This window comes from Roseateles sp. YR242 (genome assembly GCF_900109745.1).
In the GTDB taxonomy this organism is placed as follows: domain Bacteria; phylum Pseudomonadota; class Gammaproteobacteria; order Burkholderiales; family Burkholderiaceae_C; genus Roseateles.
The window spans coordinates 59,764-74,372 of sequence record NZ_FOAV01000013.1 but is presented as its reverse complement, the minus strand read 5'-3'; the positions used below and the strand labels follow the sequence as shown (position 1 = coordinate 74,372).

The following is a 14,609-nucleotide window of genomic DNA, read 5'->3' as shown; positions in this document are numbered from 1 at the left end:
ATGCCGCCCATGGTTGTTGACCCGCGATCGCTGCCCTCCGTCCCCCCCGATCCGCTGCCCGGTGCCTTGCGTCTTGTGCTGGGCGACGAGGTGTTGGATCTGCTGCCGGGTCTGGCGGCCTGGTGGCCTGGGCAGCGCACCTTGTTCGTTGCTGATGTGCATCTGGGCAAGGGCGCCAGTTTCCGTGCGCTGGGCCAGCCGGTGCCGGCGGGAACGACGCAAGACAATCTGGCCCGGCTGACGCACTGGGTGCGGCAATGCGGTGCCGAGCGCCTGGTGGTGCTGGGCGACTTCCTGCATGCGGCCACCGCGCAGCAGGCGCAGGTGCTTGACCAGGTGCATGCGTGGCGGCTGACGCTACCAGAACTGGTGTGTGTGCTGGTGCGTGGCAACCATGACAGCCATGCCGGCGACCCGCCTGCAACCCTGCGCTTCGACATCGTGGACGAACCGCATCGGATGGGCCCGTTCCTCGCCTGCCACCATCCCGGGCATCGCCCCACGTCCGGCACGTGGGTGCTGGCGGGCCACCTGCACCCGGCGGTGGTGCTGCGGGGCCCGGCGCATGACCGTCAGCGCCTGCCGTGTTTCTGCCTGACCGAGGGCCAATTGATCCTGCCGGCCTTTGGCGCCTTCACCGGCACCACCTTGAGCGGCTTGCCGGCAGGCGCGGCATGTTATGCGGTGGGGGGCGGGCGAGTGATGGGGCCGGTGTAGGGAACCTCTGCAGGGCCACCTCGGCTCGCGGGAGTGATGCAGAGGTTTCCTAGGGTAGCAACCCACCCACATCGGTGTGGAAATCACCCACCTCAGTCCATTCCTGCAGGTCTTCGGGCACGTCGAATTCACGGGCGAGCGCCTGCGCAGCCTCTTGCGCTGTGGAGAAGGAGTCCCCCCAAGGGGCGCTGTCGTGCTTCACCCGCCAGCGGCGCGACAGCCGTGGCTTGATGGAAAACGTGCCCTCAGGACCCTGGAACACATAGGTGACGGTATCGAGATCCATGCTTGCACTCCGCGCCCGGCCGCTGGGCAAGGTCCGTGACCGTGCGCGCCAGATCTCCACGCTATCGCAGCTGCGATGAGCTGTCATCTCATCATCAGGGCTGTAGCGGTTGGCAGGGACTCGGCGGCGCACATCGTTCATTCATTGTCATCCTGGTCGGTGGAATCCGGGGAGCGACGCCGACCTTCGAACATGTGTGGCACCCAGGTCAATATCCCCAGGGCAATCAGCATGCTGAGCACCGCAGTAGCCTCACGGCCAAGGCCGCAGGCCATGCCAATGGCTGCGGTCATCCAGATGCCGGCGGCGGTGGTCAGACCCTGCACGCGGCCCGGTTCTTCCTTATGCTTAATGATCGCACCTGCACCCAGGAAGCCGATACCCGCAATTACACCTTGCAACACCCGGCTCATGTCCGCCGTGACCATACCGGCCTGCTGCGGTACCAGAACAAACAGGGCGGCGCCCAGGCTGACCAGCATGTGTGTGCGCAGGCCGGCCGCCTTGCCCTGCGTCTCACGTTCATAACCCAGCACACCGCCAAGGATGGCTGCGAGGAGCAGCCGCACCACGATGCGGGTGACCTGGGCGATGTCGGGGACGTCGGAGAACTCCTGGCGCAGGGTGTCCAGCACCTGGTCGGTCCAAGTGGCATCACGTGTGCTCATGATGCTGCGGCGCCGGGTGCCGCTGCTCCAGCTGGTGCTGCGCCCGTCGGTCCGCTGGTGGCTGCGTTCGTCTTTTCCCCCGCTGTTCCGCCCGCTGCTCCGCCTGCTGTGCCGCCCGCAGTTCCGCCCGCTGCTCCGCCTGCTGTGCCGCCCGCAGTTCCGGCCGTTGTTTCGACGGTTGTTTTGGCCGTTTCTGCGCTCGATACCGCCGCTCCCAGCGAGGTGGCATCGGGCACCTGCACGCCGTCGTCAAAACGGAAGCCATCGGCGGGGTGCAGTTCCCAGGCGCCATTGCCTTTGAGATGCAGCACATGGCTGTGGTGCTTCAACACGGCGGGCCGGTGGGCGATGCTGACCAGCGTGACGCCGGCACGGCACAGGCGTTCATAAAGCCGGTTCTCGTTGCAGCCATCCAGCGCGCTGGTGGCTTCGTCCAGGATCACCATGCGGGGTTGGCGTACCAGCACCCGGGCAAACGCCAGGCGCTGCTGCTCGCCCATGGAGAGCAGTTTCTCCCAGTCCTGGATCGCGTCCAGGCCGCCCACGCGGTCGAGCAGTTCCGGCAGGCAGACTTCCTGCAGGATGGCGGTCAATGCCTCATCACTGAGATCGGTCTGCGTGTCGGGATAGATCATCTGGCTGCGCAACGAGCCTTGTTGCAGATAGGGGCGTTGCGGCAGGAAGAAGATGTCGCGGGGATCGGGATGCTCGATGGTGCCGCTGCCGGTCTTCCACAGGCCGGCGATGGCACGCAGCAAGGAGCTCTTGCCACAGCCGCTCACGCCCGTGATGAGCAGGCTCTCGCCCGGCTTGAGCGCCACCTCCAGGTTCTCCACCAGCATGCGGTCGAACTGGGGCGTGAACAGTGTCAGGCCGCGCAGCGCCAGCTGTTCCGCGGGCGCGGTGCGGATCTTTTCCTGCTCGCGCAGCGCGCGGGACTTCTTCTTGATGATCAGTTCGGAGAGTGCATGGAGTCGGTCAATGCCAGCGACAAAACGGCTCAGGCTCTCGAAGTTGTCCACGATCAGCGAGACGGCCGTCAGCACGGCCGCGAAGGCGCCTGCGGCCTGCACGGCTGCACCCACTTCCAGCTCACCGGAGAGTACGCGCTCCGCCAGGATCACGGCCGGCACGACGAGGGTGAGCTGGCTGAAGCCACGCTGGAAGAAGTTGAGCGAGCGCTGTTTCTTGATCAGTCGGCCGTAGTTTTCGTAGACCGCTTCGAATCGCTGTTCGATGTGGGCGCGCTCCTGGGGTTCACCGCGGTAGAAGGCGATGGATTCGGCGTTCTCCCGCAGCCGCATCAGGCCGAAGCGGAAGTCCGCCTCGCGCCGCAGCTGCCAGAAGTTGAGCTTGATCAGAGGCGAGCCGAAGACATACAGCGCCAGAAAGGTACCGACGGTGGCATAGACCGCCAGGAAGGCCACCAGCAGTTTGGAGAGAGACCACAGCACTGCGCAGAACGCCACGAGCTGCATGCCCGAGCCCACCAGCATCAGCAGGAAGTGGGTGGAGCGGCCGGTGAAGGTGTTGATGTCTTCACTGATGCGTTGGTCGGGGTTGTCGATGTCTCCGCCGCTGCCGATCTCGTAGTACTTGCGTCCGTCCAGGTAGCCATCCAGGAAGCGGCCGGTCAGCCAGCGTCGCCACTGGTTGGAGAACGCATCGCGCATGTAGTAATAGAACGCGTAGACCGGTATGGCGAATGCCAGCACCACCAGCGTGTCGCGCACGGCGTGCCAGAAGCGGGTGTGTTCCTGGGCGGCGAGGGCGGAGGTCAGTTCCCCGGTCTTGTTGTTGAGCAGCACGGCCAACTGGGTCTCGCACAGCATCAGCACGATCAGCAGCGCGAGCATGGCCCATGCGGCGCGCTTCTGGTCGCCCAGCCAATAGGGTTTGGCGAGTTGCATGAACTGCCGCCATGCGGCCATCGACAGACCGGGCGGGCGCCGACGGCGCTTCTTGGGTGCCGTGGGCGCGGCGCCGGGCGGATCGCCGGGCATGGCACCAGGCTGCTCGCCTGAGGCTCGTCCGGCCGAAGCCTCGCGTGGGGAGGAGGGATGGGAGGCGGAGGTGGTGGCAGCGGACGCAGGCATACCCGCACGGTAGCGCCGCGGCCGCCCGGCCCCTGTCAGACGCCGCCTACACCCCCTGAAGGCGGGCAGCTTGTGCTGGTAACAGCGCCCGCTGGCTCGCCGACGAGCTTCAGCAAGTGCGGGAGATTCCCTCAGCCGAGATCAGGCCGGGGGGGCACGCAGGAGTCTCTCTTAGCCGGGAGCAGGCCGTGGAGGGGTGGAGGAGCCTCCCTTAGCCGAGAGCAGGCCGGCGCCGGGCCGCCCCAAGGCGGCCTGCCAGCCCCCTTGGGGGCGGGATGAAAGCGCCTTAGGCGCCTTTCAGACCGGGGGGCTTGCAGCAACCTCTCTTGGCCGAGAGCAGGCCGGCGCCGGGCCGCCCCAAGGCGGCCTGCCAGCCCCCTTGGGGGGCGGGATGAAAGCGCCCTAGGCGCCTTTCAGACCGGGGGCCAACATCACTCACATTTGGGGGAACTGCTGCTGCGGAGAATCCAGCGTTCGGATTTGCGAGTCAGCAGCGCCAGCGAGGACAAGGTGCCGGTGGCGCAAGTCCCAGGGTCTACCTCCGCGAACTGCTCCAGTTCCACCGTGTTGGTGTCACGCCATCTCATGAAGCGAAAGCTCACCGCGCGTTGCTCCGGCGTGGCTTCGAACTTGTAGCGTTCCACCAGCCGGTCGCCGTCCAATGCCCAAATCACGACACCGTTGAATTCGACACCCGGTGAGGCATGGGTCACCACCAGGAAACGGCCGTCCGGGGAGGCGTGGGCATTGCCGTGCATCTCATAACGCTGGCCGTCCTTGCGGGAGATCCACAGCACCTCGTTGCCAAAGGCCATCGTGGCGCGAACTACGTAGAAGCCTTTGTCCGGGGAGACGCCATCCAGCCGGAAATCCACATAGGGCGTCTGGCCACCATCGTCCGGTTCCGGTCGGCGGCTGTCCAGCATCACCGGCCGGCCCTGGTCCACGATCAGAAAGAGGCGGTCACCATCACGCCGCGCCGCGCCACCGAGCTTGCGCAGCACCTCAGCTTCCGCCTCGGCGCGGAAAGCCTCGTCGGAACCATCATCGGCGGCCGCCGGTTCAGCGACCCGGCCCACCGACGGCGGTGGGGTCGTGGTGCGGGGGGCGATGGCCAGTGTCCTGCTGGCGGGCGCCTCTGCGGCACGGTTGCTCGCGGCCGAGGCGAGCATGGGGATGGCCAGTGCGACCACCAGCAGCAAAGCGGCGATAACCTTCAGGGCGATAGGAATCTCTCGGCGGTGCGGCGGCTGGTCGGGTTGAGCCAGAGAGTCATGCAGCGGGTCATGCAGGGTTTCGTGCAGCACGTCGTGCAGTGCGCCAGGGACGGTGTGCGAGCTCATGAGGCGGACGGAACAGGCCGGTCGGCCGTAACAGCGGGGGAGCGCGAGTCTAGAAGGCTCGGTTTTGCCCTGCCAAGGGAGAGTTACCGTCCGTCACAGCCTCGGCATTCATGCTGACGTGGTTCGTGACAAATGCCTCGGCCGGCCGCTCTCGTGCCCGACGGCTGAATGTGCGGTAATCGCCGTCGCCGCCCCATTTGCGGTCCGCGCTTCAAGCCTCAGTCACTGTCAGGGCACCACCAGAGTTACTGCGACCGCCACCGGCAACGTCACCGCGACCGCTACAGCCACAGCTACAGCCACAGCCACAGCCACGCCGCCACCACCGTGTCACCGAGGGGCGGGGCCACTGGCTGCTCCCGCTGCAAGCCCTATCCGTGAATGGCGGCCGCAACGATCTGGCCAATGGACAGGCACATGGCCGCCACCACCACGGCCAAGGCCATGTTCTTGTGCTCCACGATCTCTTCCCACAGCTTGTAGGGCGTGAGCTTGTCGATGATGACGAAGCTGATCCAGAAGACCAGCACCCCGATCACCGCATAGAGGATGGACCCCAGCACGACGCTGGGCTTGAGCCATTCAAAACCTTCCATCTCGTTCTCCTTCGCTGTTCGTGCCGCCCGACCATCGTGGCTGGGTGTGCGTCATGTCGGTGCGTACGCTTCATGCGTGCCGTTGTTGCGTACCGTTCTTGCCTACTGTTCGTGCCTGGTGTTCGAGCCTGGTGTTCGAGCCTGGTATTCGAGCCCGGGCCCGCACTCTCAGTGTCTGCCCGCCGATGCGCCCGGCGCGCTACTTGTGGCCCCCGCCGCCGCTGCTGTAGCCGCCATAGGAGCCACCACCCGAGCCGGAGTGGATCACACCGCTGCCGCCGGAGCTGCGCTTGCACTGCTGATATTCCGTACTGCTGGCGCCGTAGAGGTCCTTGTAGTCCTGGCAGTCGTCACGGCTGCAGGCACGCAGCAGCGCGAACAGCACGGCCAGCAGAAAGATGCCCACCACGATCTTGACCAGCAACGAAGAGGCATCGAAACCGGACGACACATCCCGGCGCAACGCCGGCATGCCGACCGAAGGCAGGCCAAAAGCGCGTTGCACCTCGGCGGCATCCACGGCGCGGCCATGGCTCCAGGTCACTTCCTGGCCGGTCTGCTCGGAACTCAGCAGCTCCAGCCGGGCGCCGTTGCGCCACTCGTAGTCACTCACCAGGGCGCGTTCCTCCCGGCGCACGCGCCAGTAGAACTCGCCCAGCACGTAGGTGACCTTGGCGGTGTAGCGCCAGCGGCGCTTGAACGGCTTGTCCTGGTAGGTGACGGTGTCCTTGCGGGCATTGGCGGGCGCGCCGGTGATCGGGCGCACCACGCTCCAACCTTCTTCCGTGTCCACCAGGAAGGCAAAGCCCTCCGTCTTGTTGAACAGCAGGTATTCGCGCCAGAAGGTCTGTTCGTCCTCGTCGCTTTCAGGCAGGTCCACACGCTCCAGGTAGCCCACCACCTGCCAGGGTTTGGGGCTGCCGCCACTCAGGGCCAACTGGCCGGTGGCGCCCAGGGGGATCTGAGGCTCGCCGCCCGTGCTCTGGCGGTAGGCGGCCAGGTCCGCACCAGCGCCCTTGGAGATGTCCACCACCGACTTGCACTGGCTGCAGACGATGGACTGGGTGTTCTCCAGCCGGGGTTCCAGCGACGCGCCACAGTTAGGGCAGGGGATGGCCTTGGAGGCCAGCGTGGCACTGCTGTCCTGGCGCAGGCCCGTCAACGCCAGATCGGCCAGCCGCACCGAGCGGCCGACCGACCAGGTCGGCGCGGCCGGATCGCTGTATTCCAGCGTGGCCACCTCGCCCTGCGTGCTCCGCAGGTCGACCACCCAGTAGCTGCTTTCCATCCGGGGGGGATGCGGCAGCTCGCCCTCCGCGGCGGCGATGGTGGCGCTGAGCCGGGAGGCCACCTGCCAGGCCACGCCGGCCAGCATCTGCAGACCGGCCGGATGCAGCGTGGCGGGGTCGGGCGCCCGTTCCCGCAGCGGCGCCTCGAAACTCATCACGAAGGCGCCGTTGTCCTCCGAAAGCCAGCCGCTGCGGGGGGGCTCGTTGGCGTTGGCATCGAACAGCACATGCCATTCGTTCCAGCCACCATCCGCGTAGGCCATCTGCAGCCGGCCCACCACCACGAACCCGGCGCCCGCGAACCGGCCCGCCGCGCCCAGCTGGAGCGGCGAGTAATCCTGGAACAGTTCTGCGCTCTGGCCGATACGGCGCAGCGCATCGCCTTCACGCAGCAGCGTGGAGCGGCAATAGCTGCAGACCGTGCTGGCGGACGCGGACGAGGCAAACTCGACCGGCCCGCCGCAGTTCGGGCAAAACGCCTGCCAGCGGCGTTGGGGGGCAGGGGTAGCCAATCAGGCGCTCGAGATCAGGGGCGGAACAGGCTCGGCTTCAGGCTCAGCGTCATCAGGTGAGCTTTTTCAGCAGCTCGGCCTTCTTGGTGGCAAATTCCTCGTCGGTCAAGATGCCCTTGGCCTTCAGGTCCCCCAGCTTCTCCAGCAGCAGCAGGACTTCGTCCGCGCTCTGGCTCACCGGCTGAGGTGCATGGGCGGCCGCATTGGCGGCCTCCGCTTGTGCCGGGGCCGGGGCTGCCGGTGTCTGCCCTTGTGGGTGGGCGCCTTGCGTCTGAGCCAAGCCGCTTTGCAACTGCTGCGCCAGCGTCTGGCCCAGCGCCAGGCCGGCGCCCAGGCCCATGGCGTCGCCCGCCACGCCGCCGCCGCCCGAGCCCACGCCTTCGGCCAACTTCGGGATGGCCTGGGCGGTCTGGTATTGCAGGAACTGGTTCATGTTCTGGCCGATCATGCCCATGCCGATCTTTTGGTCCAGGATCTTCTGCAGCTCTTCGGGCAGCGACACGTTCTGCAGCGTGACCGACTCCAGCTTCAGCCCCAGGGCCTCAAAGGCCGGGCTGGTGGCTTCCTGCAGCGCCTTGGCAAATTCCACCTGGTTGGCCGCCAGGTCGAGGAAGGGGATGCCGGACTGGGCCACGGCATCGCTGATGTGCTGCAGCATGAGCCCGCGCAACTGGCCATCCAGCTCGGTGACGGTGTAGCGCTCACGGGTGCCAGAGATCTCGGTGTGGAAGCGCTTGGCATCCGCCACGCGGTAGCTGTAGTTGCCGAAGCCGCGCAGGCGCACCGCGCCGAAGTCCTTGTCGCGGATGGTGACGGGCTGGGTGGTGCCCCAACGCTGGTCCACCTGCTGGCGGGTGCTGAAGAAATAGACGTCGCTCTTGAACGGGGATTCGAACAGCTTGTCCCAGTTCTTCAGGTAGGTGAGTACCGGCAGGGTCTGGGTGGTGAGCTTGTACATGCCCGGGCCGAAGACGTCCGCCACCTTGCCTTCATTGACGAACACCGCCACCTGGGACTCGCGCACGGTCAGCGAGGCGCCGTACTGGATTTCAAAGTCCTGCATGGGGTGGCGCCAGGCGAGCACGCCGTTGTCATCCTCCGTCCACTGGATGATGTCTATGAACTGTTTCTTGATGAAGTCCATCAGGCCCATGGCGCTGCTCCGCGAGAAAACGACCCTCTTGATCGCGGGTGGAGTATCTCTCAGCGGACGAGGCGCGTCGTTCCCCCTGCGGGGGGAAGGTTCAGTACCAATGGCTCAGCCGGCGTCCCCGAAGGGGGAGCCCCGGGGCCTCGGCATCCCGTGAGGCTGTGGCGGCCTTGACTTCCGGCTCGCTGCTGCGCCGCCACCCGAGCATGACCTTGCCCGGGTGCCCTGCCACCGGCTGGAACTGACGTACGCCACCGGGGCGCCAACTCTCCTTGAGCGTGGCGCCGTGCCGGGCATAAAAATCATCCAGCTGTTCGATGTTTTGGAGAAGGTTCCAGACGCCTCCATGCAGCGCTGCGATCGGGAACTTGCCAGGCATTGCCACAGCATCCTGCAGACCACCTTCCGCCCGTAACGTTTCACGCTCCGAGAACCGCATGTAGTCCGGGTAGTTGACCTGTGGCCCATGCTGGATGACTTGGTGCGTGGGGTCGTCAAGGGGGCGGGCCTTGTCCACTTTGGCGATCGCCGCGTTCATGAGCCTGATCGCATCGATTTCTTCCTTCCGACTCGCCATGCTCCGGCGTGGCCGGCCGGCGAGCCCGAAGAGAATGAGGTCGTGCATGTCGTAGTCGCCGCTCAGCATGTGCCTCTGCCAATGCTCCCTGGTTTTCAGGGTGGCAAGCGATGTTTCCAGGTGGGACAGATCCAGCGGGAGGATCTCGTGGGAGCCCGTAGCGTTGCGGTCACAGAGATACAGGCCGACCAATTCACCGGTCAGCGGGTCCCAGTGGCCGACGCCGCCTTCGATACCGGCTTCCCGCAACTCGGCGAGCACCTGCTTTCCGCGGTCCGGATAGGCCCGCATGATGGTGGCCTCCTTGATGGTCTTTTCCAGGACGTCATGGCCCTTGGCGCCAGCGCCCCGCGCTAGCGCCCGCAAGGTCGCCGGGCCGGCGGCCCGGAAGGTGACGGCGAAGTTGCCCTTGAACGCCGCCTCCTCCAGTGCCGCCATATGGCGGTCCAGAATGAATTCCCTGGCGACCACTTCTCGAATGCGCCCCTGATTCATGCCGGTGTGACGGAAGACGCCGCTGGACTCGTGACTGACACTCCGGGCGATGGATGGTGGGTGCCGCGACGGTCGCCGCCCAGCGGCGGCCGCCCACTCGGCGATGCGTTCGGCCCGGGTCTGAGCATGGCCCCGTTCGTCATCGACGTGCGTCGCGACCACGGCCGGTATGGCCGGCTCGCTGTGGCGCCGCGCGTGTGGTGACCCTTCTGGCGTGGTAACCGGATCGTTGCTGAGTGCGGGTGGGTGCCCCGAAGTGGGTCGGACAGGCCACATGGTTTGCATCCTCGAATCTGGAGCGATACCCGATGAGTCAACGGGAACGACGAATCGGACCGGCACCAGCGCGACAGATTCGTCAGTACCGAAGTGATGCCACCGACTTCTTTACAGGATCTTGATACCGGAGTCGCCAGCTTCTACGCGCCTTTGACACCGTCCTTCCTAGAGTTCAGTCATCCCAAAACGTCCCCGTCAACGGGGCTGACTCTCATGGATGCACTGTTTCTTGGACTGAGTGCGCTGCTGTTCCTGGTGGCGGTAGGGCTGGCCGTGGCCAGCCATCGGCTGGAGGAGGGCGGGCAATGAACACGCTGTATTGGCTCACCGGCCTGGTTTCGGCCGGTCTCTTTGTCTATCTGCTGGTCGCGCTGTGGCGCGCCGAGCGGTTCTGAAAGCTGGCCATGAACAGCCTGGCAACTCTCAATCTCATCATTTTTCTTGGCCTGACCCTGCTGCTGGCCTGGCCGCTGGCGCGCTGGATCACCCGGCTGGCCACCGGCCGGCTGCCGCAGTGGCTGCTGGCCGTGGAGCGCCCGTTCTTCCGCCTGGCCGGTGTCCGGCCGGCACAGGGCATGCACTGGAAGCAGTACGCGCTGGCGCTGCTGATCTTCAACTTCCTGGGCGTGCTGGTGGTCTACCTGCTGCAGCGCCTGCAGGATGTGCTGCCGCTGAACCCGCAGGGCATGGCGTCGGTAAGCCCGGACTCCGCCTTCAACACCGCCATCAGCTTTGTGGCCAATACCAACTGGCAGGGCTACGGTGGCGAGGCCACCATGAGCTACCTCACCCAGATGCTGGCGCTGACGGTGCAGAACTTCCTCTCCGCCGCCACCGGCATCGCGGTGGTGTTTGCGCTCATCCGCGGGTTCTCCCACAAGCTCAGCGGCCAGGTTGGCAACTTCTGGGCGGACCTGAGCCGCATCACGGTCTGGCTGCTGCTGCCGCTGTCGTTGGTGCTGGCGCTGGTGTTTGTGCAGCAGGGCGTGATCCAGAATTTCGACGCCTACAAGACGGTGCAGACCCTGGAAGCCACCGAGTTCCAGACGCCCCGCCTGGACGCTGACGGCCAGCCGCTCAAGGACGCCCAGGGCCAACCCTTGCTGGACAACCAGCGCACCACCACCCAGACGCTGGCCATGGGCCCGATCGCCTCGCAGGAGTCCATCAAGATGCTGGGCACCAACGGGGGTGGCTTTCTGAACGCCAACTCGGCGCACCCGTTCGAGAACCCCACGCCACTGTCCAACCTGCTGCAGATCCTGGCGATCTTTGTGATCCCGGCGGCCCTGTGCCTGAGCTTCGGCCAACTGGTGGGGGACTGGCGCCAGGGCGTGGCGGTGCTGGCCGCGATGACGGTGATGTTCGTGGCCGGCGTGCTGGTGGCCACCCCGGCGGAACAGGCGGGCAACCCGCTGGTGGCCGCCCAGGGCGTGGACATCCAGGCCGGCGAACTGCAGGCCGGCGGCAACATGGAAGGCAAGGAGACCCGCTTCGGCATCTCCGCCAGTTCGCTCTTTGCGGTCGTCACCACCGCCGCCTCCTGCGGTGCCGTCAACGCCATGCACGACTCCTTCACCCCGGTGGGTGGTGCCGTGCCCATGGTGATGATGATGCTGGGCGAGGTGGTGTTTGGCGGCGTGGGCACCGGCCTGTACGGCATGCTGGTGTTTGCCATCCTGGCGGTGTTCATTGCCGGGCTCATGATCGGCCGCACGCCGGAATACCTGGGCAAGAAGATCGAGCCCTTCGAGATGAAGATGAGCGCGGTGGCGCTGCTGGTCACGCCCATCGTGGTGCTGGCCGGTACGGCGGTGGCCGTGCTTTCGCCGCTGGGCATCAGCAGCATCGCCAACTCCGGCGTGCACGGCTTCAGCGAGATCCTCTACGCCTTCACCTCGGCGGCCAACAACAACGGCAGCGCCTTTGCCGGCCTGTCTGCCAACACCCCGTTCTACAACACCTTGCTGGGCGTCGCGATGTGGCTGGGCCGCTTCCTGATGATCGTGCCGGTGCTGGCCATTGCCGGCAGCCTGGCCGCCAAGAAGAAGGTGCCGGTGGGCGAGGGCACGCTGCCCACCCACGGCCCGCTGTTCGTGGTGCTGCTGATCGGCACCGTGCTGCTGGTCGGCCTGCTGAACTACGTGCCCGCGCTTGCGCTCGGCCCGGTCGTGGAGCACCTGATGCTCTGGACCCATTGATTCGCCGGAGCCTGTCATGACAACACAACTCAAGACCATCCCCACCGCGGTGCCGGCGAATGCACGCACCGATATCCTCGGCGGCAGCCATGCCGCCCCCCCTGGCCATGCCGCCGGCCCGTCCCACGGTTCGCCGGCCCCGCGCGAACCCCGTCCCCGCAAGGACAGCAGCCTCTGGGACCCCGCGCTGGTCAAGCCCGCCCTGCGGCAGTCCTTCGCCAAGCTGGCGCCGGCTGTGCAGCTGCGCAACCCGGTCATGTTCGTGGTCTACGCGGGCAGCGTGCTGACCACAGGCCTGTGGCTGGCGAGCTTCGGCAACCCGGCGCTCGCCGGTGCCGAAGGCCCGGGCTTCATGCTGGGCATCGCGCTGTGGCTGTGGTTCACCGTGCTGTTTGCCAACTTCGCCGAAGCGCTGGCTGAAGGCCGCTCCAAGGCGCAAGCCGCCTCGTTGCGCGGCCTCAAGGCCAAGACCTGGGCCAAGAAGCTGGATCAGCCCCGCCACGGGTCGTCCTGGCACCCGGTCAGCTCGGAAGAGCTGCGCAAGGGCCATGTGGTGCTGGTGGAAGCCGGCGACCTGGTGCCGTTGGACGGCGAGGTGATCGAAGGCGTGGCCTCGGTGGACGAAAGCGCCATCACCGGGGAATCCGCACCCGTCATCCGCGAGTCCGGTGGGGATTTCTCCGCCGTCACGGGCGGCACCCGGGTGCTGTCGGACTGGGTGGTGGTGCGTATCGCCGTCAACCCGGGCGAAGCCTTCCTGGACCGCATGATCGCCATGGTGGAAGGCGCCAAGCGCCAGAAGACCCCCAACGAGATTGCGCTCACCATCCTGCTGGTGGCCCTCACACTGGTGTTCCTGGTGGTGACGGTGACGCTGTTGCCGTTCTCGCTCTACAGCGTGACGTCCGCGGGTGCCGGCACGGTGGTGTCCATCACCGCACTGGTGGCGCTGCTGGTCTGCCTGATTCCCACCACCATCGGCGGCCTGCTGTCGGCCATCGGCGTGGCCGGCATGAGCCGCCTGATGCAGGCCAACGTCGTGGCCACCTCGGGCCGCGCGGTGGAAGCTGCGGGCGACGTGGACGTGCTGATGCTGGACAAGACCGGCACCATCACCCTGGGCAACCGTCAGGCCAGCGCTTTCATGCCGGCGCCCGGGATTGGCGAACAGGGCCTGGCCGATGCCGCCCAGCTGGCGTCCCTGGCGGACGAAACCCCGGAAGGCCGCAGCATCGTGGTGCTCGCCAAGCAGCGTTTCAACCTGCGTGAGCGTGAGCTGTCCAGCCTGCAGGCCCACTTCGTGCCGTTCACCGCCCAGACGCGCATGAGCGGCGTGGACTTTGGCCAGCCCGAAGCCCCGCACCGCCAGCTGCGCAAGGGGGCGGTGGACGCCATCCGCCGGTTTGTCGAGAGCCATGGCGGGCAGATGCCGGCCCAGGTGAGCACGGTGGCGGACGAGGTGGCGCGCCGTGGCAGCACGCCGCTGGTGGTGGCCGACCTGGAAGCGGGCCAGCCCCGTGTCCTGGGGGTGGTGGAACTCAAGGACATCGTCAAGGGCGGCATCAAGGAGCGCTTCGCGCAGCTGCGCCGCATGGGCATCAAGACGGTGATGATCACTGGCGACAATCGCCTGACGGCCGCCGCGATTGCCGCCGAGGCCGGTGTGGATGACTTCCTGGCAGAAGCCACGCCCGAGGCCAAGCTGCAGCTGATCCGTGACTACCAGGCTGAAGGCCGCCTGGTGGCCATGACCGGCGACGGCACCAATGACGCCCCGGCGCTGGCGCAAGCCGATGTGGCCGTGGCCATGGCCAGCGGCACGCAGGCCGCCAAGGAGGCCGGCAACATGGTGGACCTGGACTCCAACCCCACCAAGCTGCTGGAGATCGTGGAGACCGGCAAGCAGTTGCTGATGACCCGCGGATCGCTGACCACCTTCTCCATCGCCAACGACGTGGCCAAGTACTTCGCCATCATCCCGGCGATGTTCCTCGGGGCCTATCCGCAACTGGCGGCGCTCAACGTCATGCAGCTGCACAGCCCGGCCTCGGCCATCCTGTCGGCTGTGATCTTCAATGCGCTGATCATCGTGGCGCTGATCCCGCTGGCGCTCAAGGGCGTGGCCTACCGCCCCATCGGTGCCGCTGCACTGCTGCGCCGCAACCTCTGGATCTATGGCCTGGGCGGCCTGATCGTGCCCTTCATCGGCATCAAGGTCATCGACCTGCTGCTGGTGGCACTGCATCTCGTCTGAGCGCCGGGCATCAAGGAAACCCCATCATGCAAACGAACTCCCTGCAAACGTCGGCCTCGGTGGCCGCAGCAACCGCAGCAACCCAGACAACGACGGCCGCCCCAGCAGCCTTGGCGCCCGCGGCAACTGCTGGCGCTGCGAGCGCC

12 protein-coding genes are annotated in these 14,609 nt (G+C 66.5%); 4 read left to right on the top strand and 8 right to left on the bottom strand.

Annotation, left to right across the window (positions count from 1 at the left end; all coding sequences use genetic code 11):
- Nucleotides 1–9: 9 nt before the first annotated feature.
- On the top strand, nt 10–717 hold the full coding sequence (pdeM, locus tag BMY53_RS20415; RefSeq protein WP_092948405.1) for a ligase-associated DNA damage response endonuclease PdeM: 708 nt from the start codon (nt 10–12) through the stop codon (nt 715–717).
- Nucleotides 718–766: 49 nt separating this feature from the next.
- Here the strand turns inward: pdeM and BMY53_RS25565 are convergent, their stop codons facing one another.
- The 8 genes from BMY53_RS25565 to BMY53_RS20375 form a co-directional block, all read right to left on the bottom strand.
- A complete protein-coding gene (locus tag BMY53_RS25565) occupies nt 767–1,003 on the bottom strand; it encodes a hypothetical protein (protein ID WP_143074168.1) in 237 nt (78 codons plus the stop codon).
- 137 nt (nt 1,004–1,140) lie between these two features.
- On the bottom strand, nt 1,141–1,671 hold the full coding sequence (locus tag BMY53_RS20405; protein ID WP_092948337.1) for an MgtC/SapB family protein: 531 nt from the start codon (nt 1,669–1,671) through the stop codon (nt 1,141–1,143).
- Nucleotides 1,668–3,581, bottom strand: coding sequence for an ABC transporter ATP-binding protein/permease (locus BMY53_RS20400; RefSeq protein ID WP_218151275.1), 1,914 nt, complete (start codon nt 3,579–3,581; stop codon nt 1,668–1,670). Before BMY53_RS20400 ends, BMY53_RS20405 begins: the two co-directional genes overlap by 4 nt.
- Before the next feature lie 617 nt (nt 3,582–4,198).
- Nucleotides 4,199–5,110: a hypothetical protein gene (locus BMY53_RS20395; RefSeq protein WP_092948336.1), complete on the bottom strand. Its 912-nt coding sequence runs from the start codon at nt 5,108–5,110 to the stop codon at nt 4,199–4,201.
- Nucleotides 5,111–5,481: 371 nt separating this feature from the next.
- Nucleotides 5,482–5,706 carry a DUF350 domain-containing protein gene (locus BMY53_RS20390; RefSeq protein ID WP_092948335.1) on the bottom strand — a complete coding sequence of 75 codons (225 nt, stop codon included), beginning with the start codon at nt 5,704–5,706 and terminating at the stop codon, nt 5,482–5,484.
- Nucleotides 5,707–5,905: 199 nt separating this feature from the next.
- Complete coding sequence (locus tag BMY53_RS20385) at nt 5,906–7,507, bottom strand: DUF4178 domain-containing protein (protein ID WP_092948334.1); 1,602 nt, start codon at nt 7,505–7,507, stop codon at nt 5,906–5,908.
- Nucleotides 7,508–7,559: 52 nt separating this feature from the next.
- The gene (locus BMY53_RS20380) at nt 7,560–8,660 is read right to left on the bottom strand and encodes an SPFH domain-containing protein (protein WP_092948333.1); all 1,101 of its coding nucleotides are present in this window, start codon (nt 8,658–8,660) and stop codon (nt 7,560–7,562) included.
- A gap of 91 nt (nt 8,661–8,751) precedes the next feature.
- Entirely contained in the window at nt 8,752–9,729 is a 978-nt protein-coding gene (locus BMY53_RS20375; RefSeq protein ID WP_143074167.1) for an Insecticial toxin, read from the bottom strand.
- 584 nt (nt 9,730–10,313) lie between these two features.
- On the opposite strand from BMY53_RS20375, the gene kdpF reads away from it, so the two are divergent.
- The 3 genes from kdpF to kdpB are packed head-to-tail and all read left to right on the top strand — an operon-like array spanning nt 10,314 to nt 14,463.
- The gene (kdpF, locus tag BMY53_RS20365) at nt 10,314–10,403 is read left to right on the top strand and encodes a K(+)-transporting ATPase subunit F (RefSeq protein ID WP_092948330.1); all 90 of its coding nucleotides are present in this window, start codon (nt 10,314–10,316) and stop codon (nt 10,401–10,403) included.
- 9 nt (nt 10,404–10,412) lie between these two features.
- Complete coding sequence (gene kdpA, locus BMY53_RS20360) at nt 10,413–12,209, top strand: potassium-transporting ATPase subunit KdpA (RefSeq protein WP_092948329.1); 1,797 nt, start codon at nt 10,413–10,415, stop codon at nt 12,207–12,209.
- Between the two features lie 16 nt (nt 12,210–12,225).
- Nucleotides 12,226–14,463 (top strand): potassium-transporting ATPase subunit KdpB, encoded by a 2,238-nt coding sequence (gene kdpB, locus BMY53_RS20355; protein ID WP_092948328.1) that lies wholly within the window; start codon nt 12,226–12,228, stop codon nt 14,461–14,463.
- Nucleotides 14,464–14,609: the final 146 nt, after the last annotated feature.

Excerpts from the sequence above, each read along its gene's own strand:
- pdeM (WP_092948405.1), top strand. The coding sequence starts at position 10 with ATGGTTGTTGACCCGCGATCGCTGCCCTCCGTCCCCCCCGATCCGCTG.
- BMY53_RS25565 (WP_143074168.1), bottom strand. The coding sequence starts at position 1,003 with ATGGATCTCGATACCGTCACCTATGTGTTCCAGGGTCCTGAGGGCACG.
- BMY53_RS20405 (WP_092948337.1), bottom strand. The coding sequence starts at position 1,671 with ATGAGCACACGTGATGCCACTTGGACCGACCAGGTGCTGGACACCCTG.
- BMY53_RS20400 (WP_218151275.1), bottom strand. The coding sequence starts at position 3,581 with ATGCAACTCGCCAAACCCTATTGGCTGGGCGACCAGAAGCGCGCCGCA.
- BMY53_RS20395 (WP_092948336.1), bottom strand. The coding sequence starts at position 5,110 with ATGAGCTCGCACACCGTCCCTGGCGCACTGCACGACGTGCTGCACGAA.
- BMY53_RS20390 (WP_092948335.1), bottom strand. The coding sequence starts at position 5,706 with ATGGAAGGTTTTGAATGGCTCAAGCCCAGCGTCGTGCTGGGGTCCATC.
- BMY53_RS20380 (WP_092948333.1), bottom strand. The coding sequence starts at position 8,660 with ATGGGCCTGATGGACTTCATCAAGAAACAGTTCATAGACATCATCCAG.
- BMY53_RS20375 (WP_143074167.1), bottom strand. The coding sequence starts at position 9,729 with ATGAATCAGGGGCGCATTCGAGAAGTGGTCGCCAGGGAATTCATTCTG.
- kdpF (WP_092948330.1), top strand. The coding sequence starts at position 10,314 with ATGAACACGCTGTATTGGCTCACCGGCCTGGTTTCGGCCGGTCTCTTT.
- kdpA (WP_092948329.1), top strand. The coding sequence starts at position 10,413 with ATGAACAGCCTGGCAACTCTCAATCTCATCATTTTTCTTGGCCTGACC.
- kdpB (WP_092948328.1), top strand. The coding sequence starts at position 12,226 with ATGACAACACAACTCAAGACCATCCCCACCGCGGTGCCGGCGAATGCA.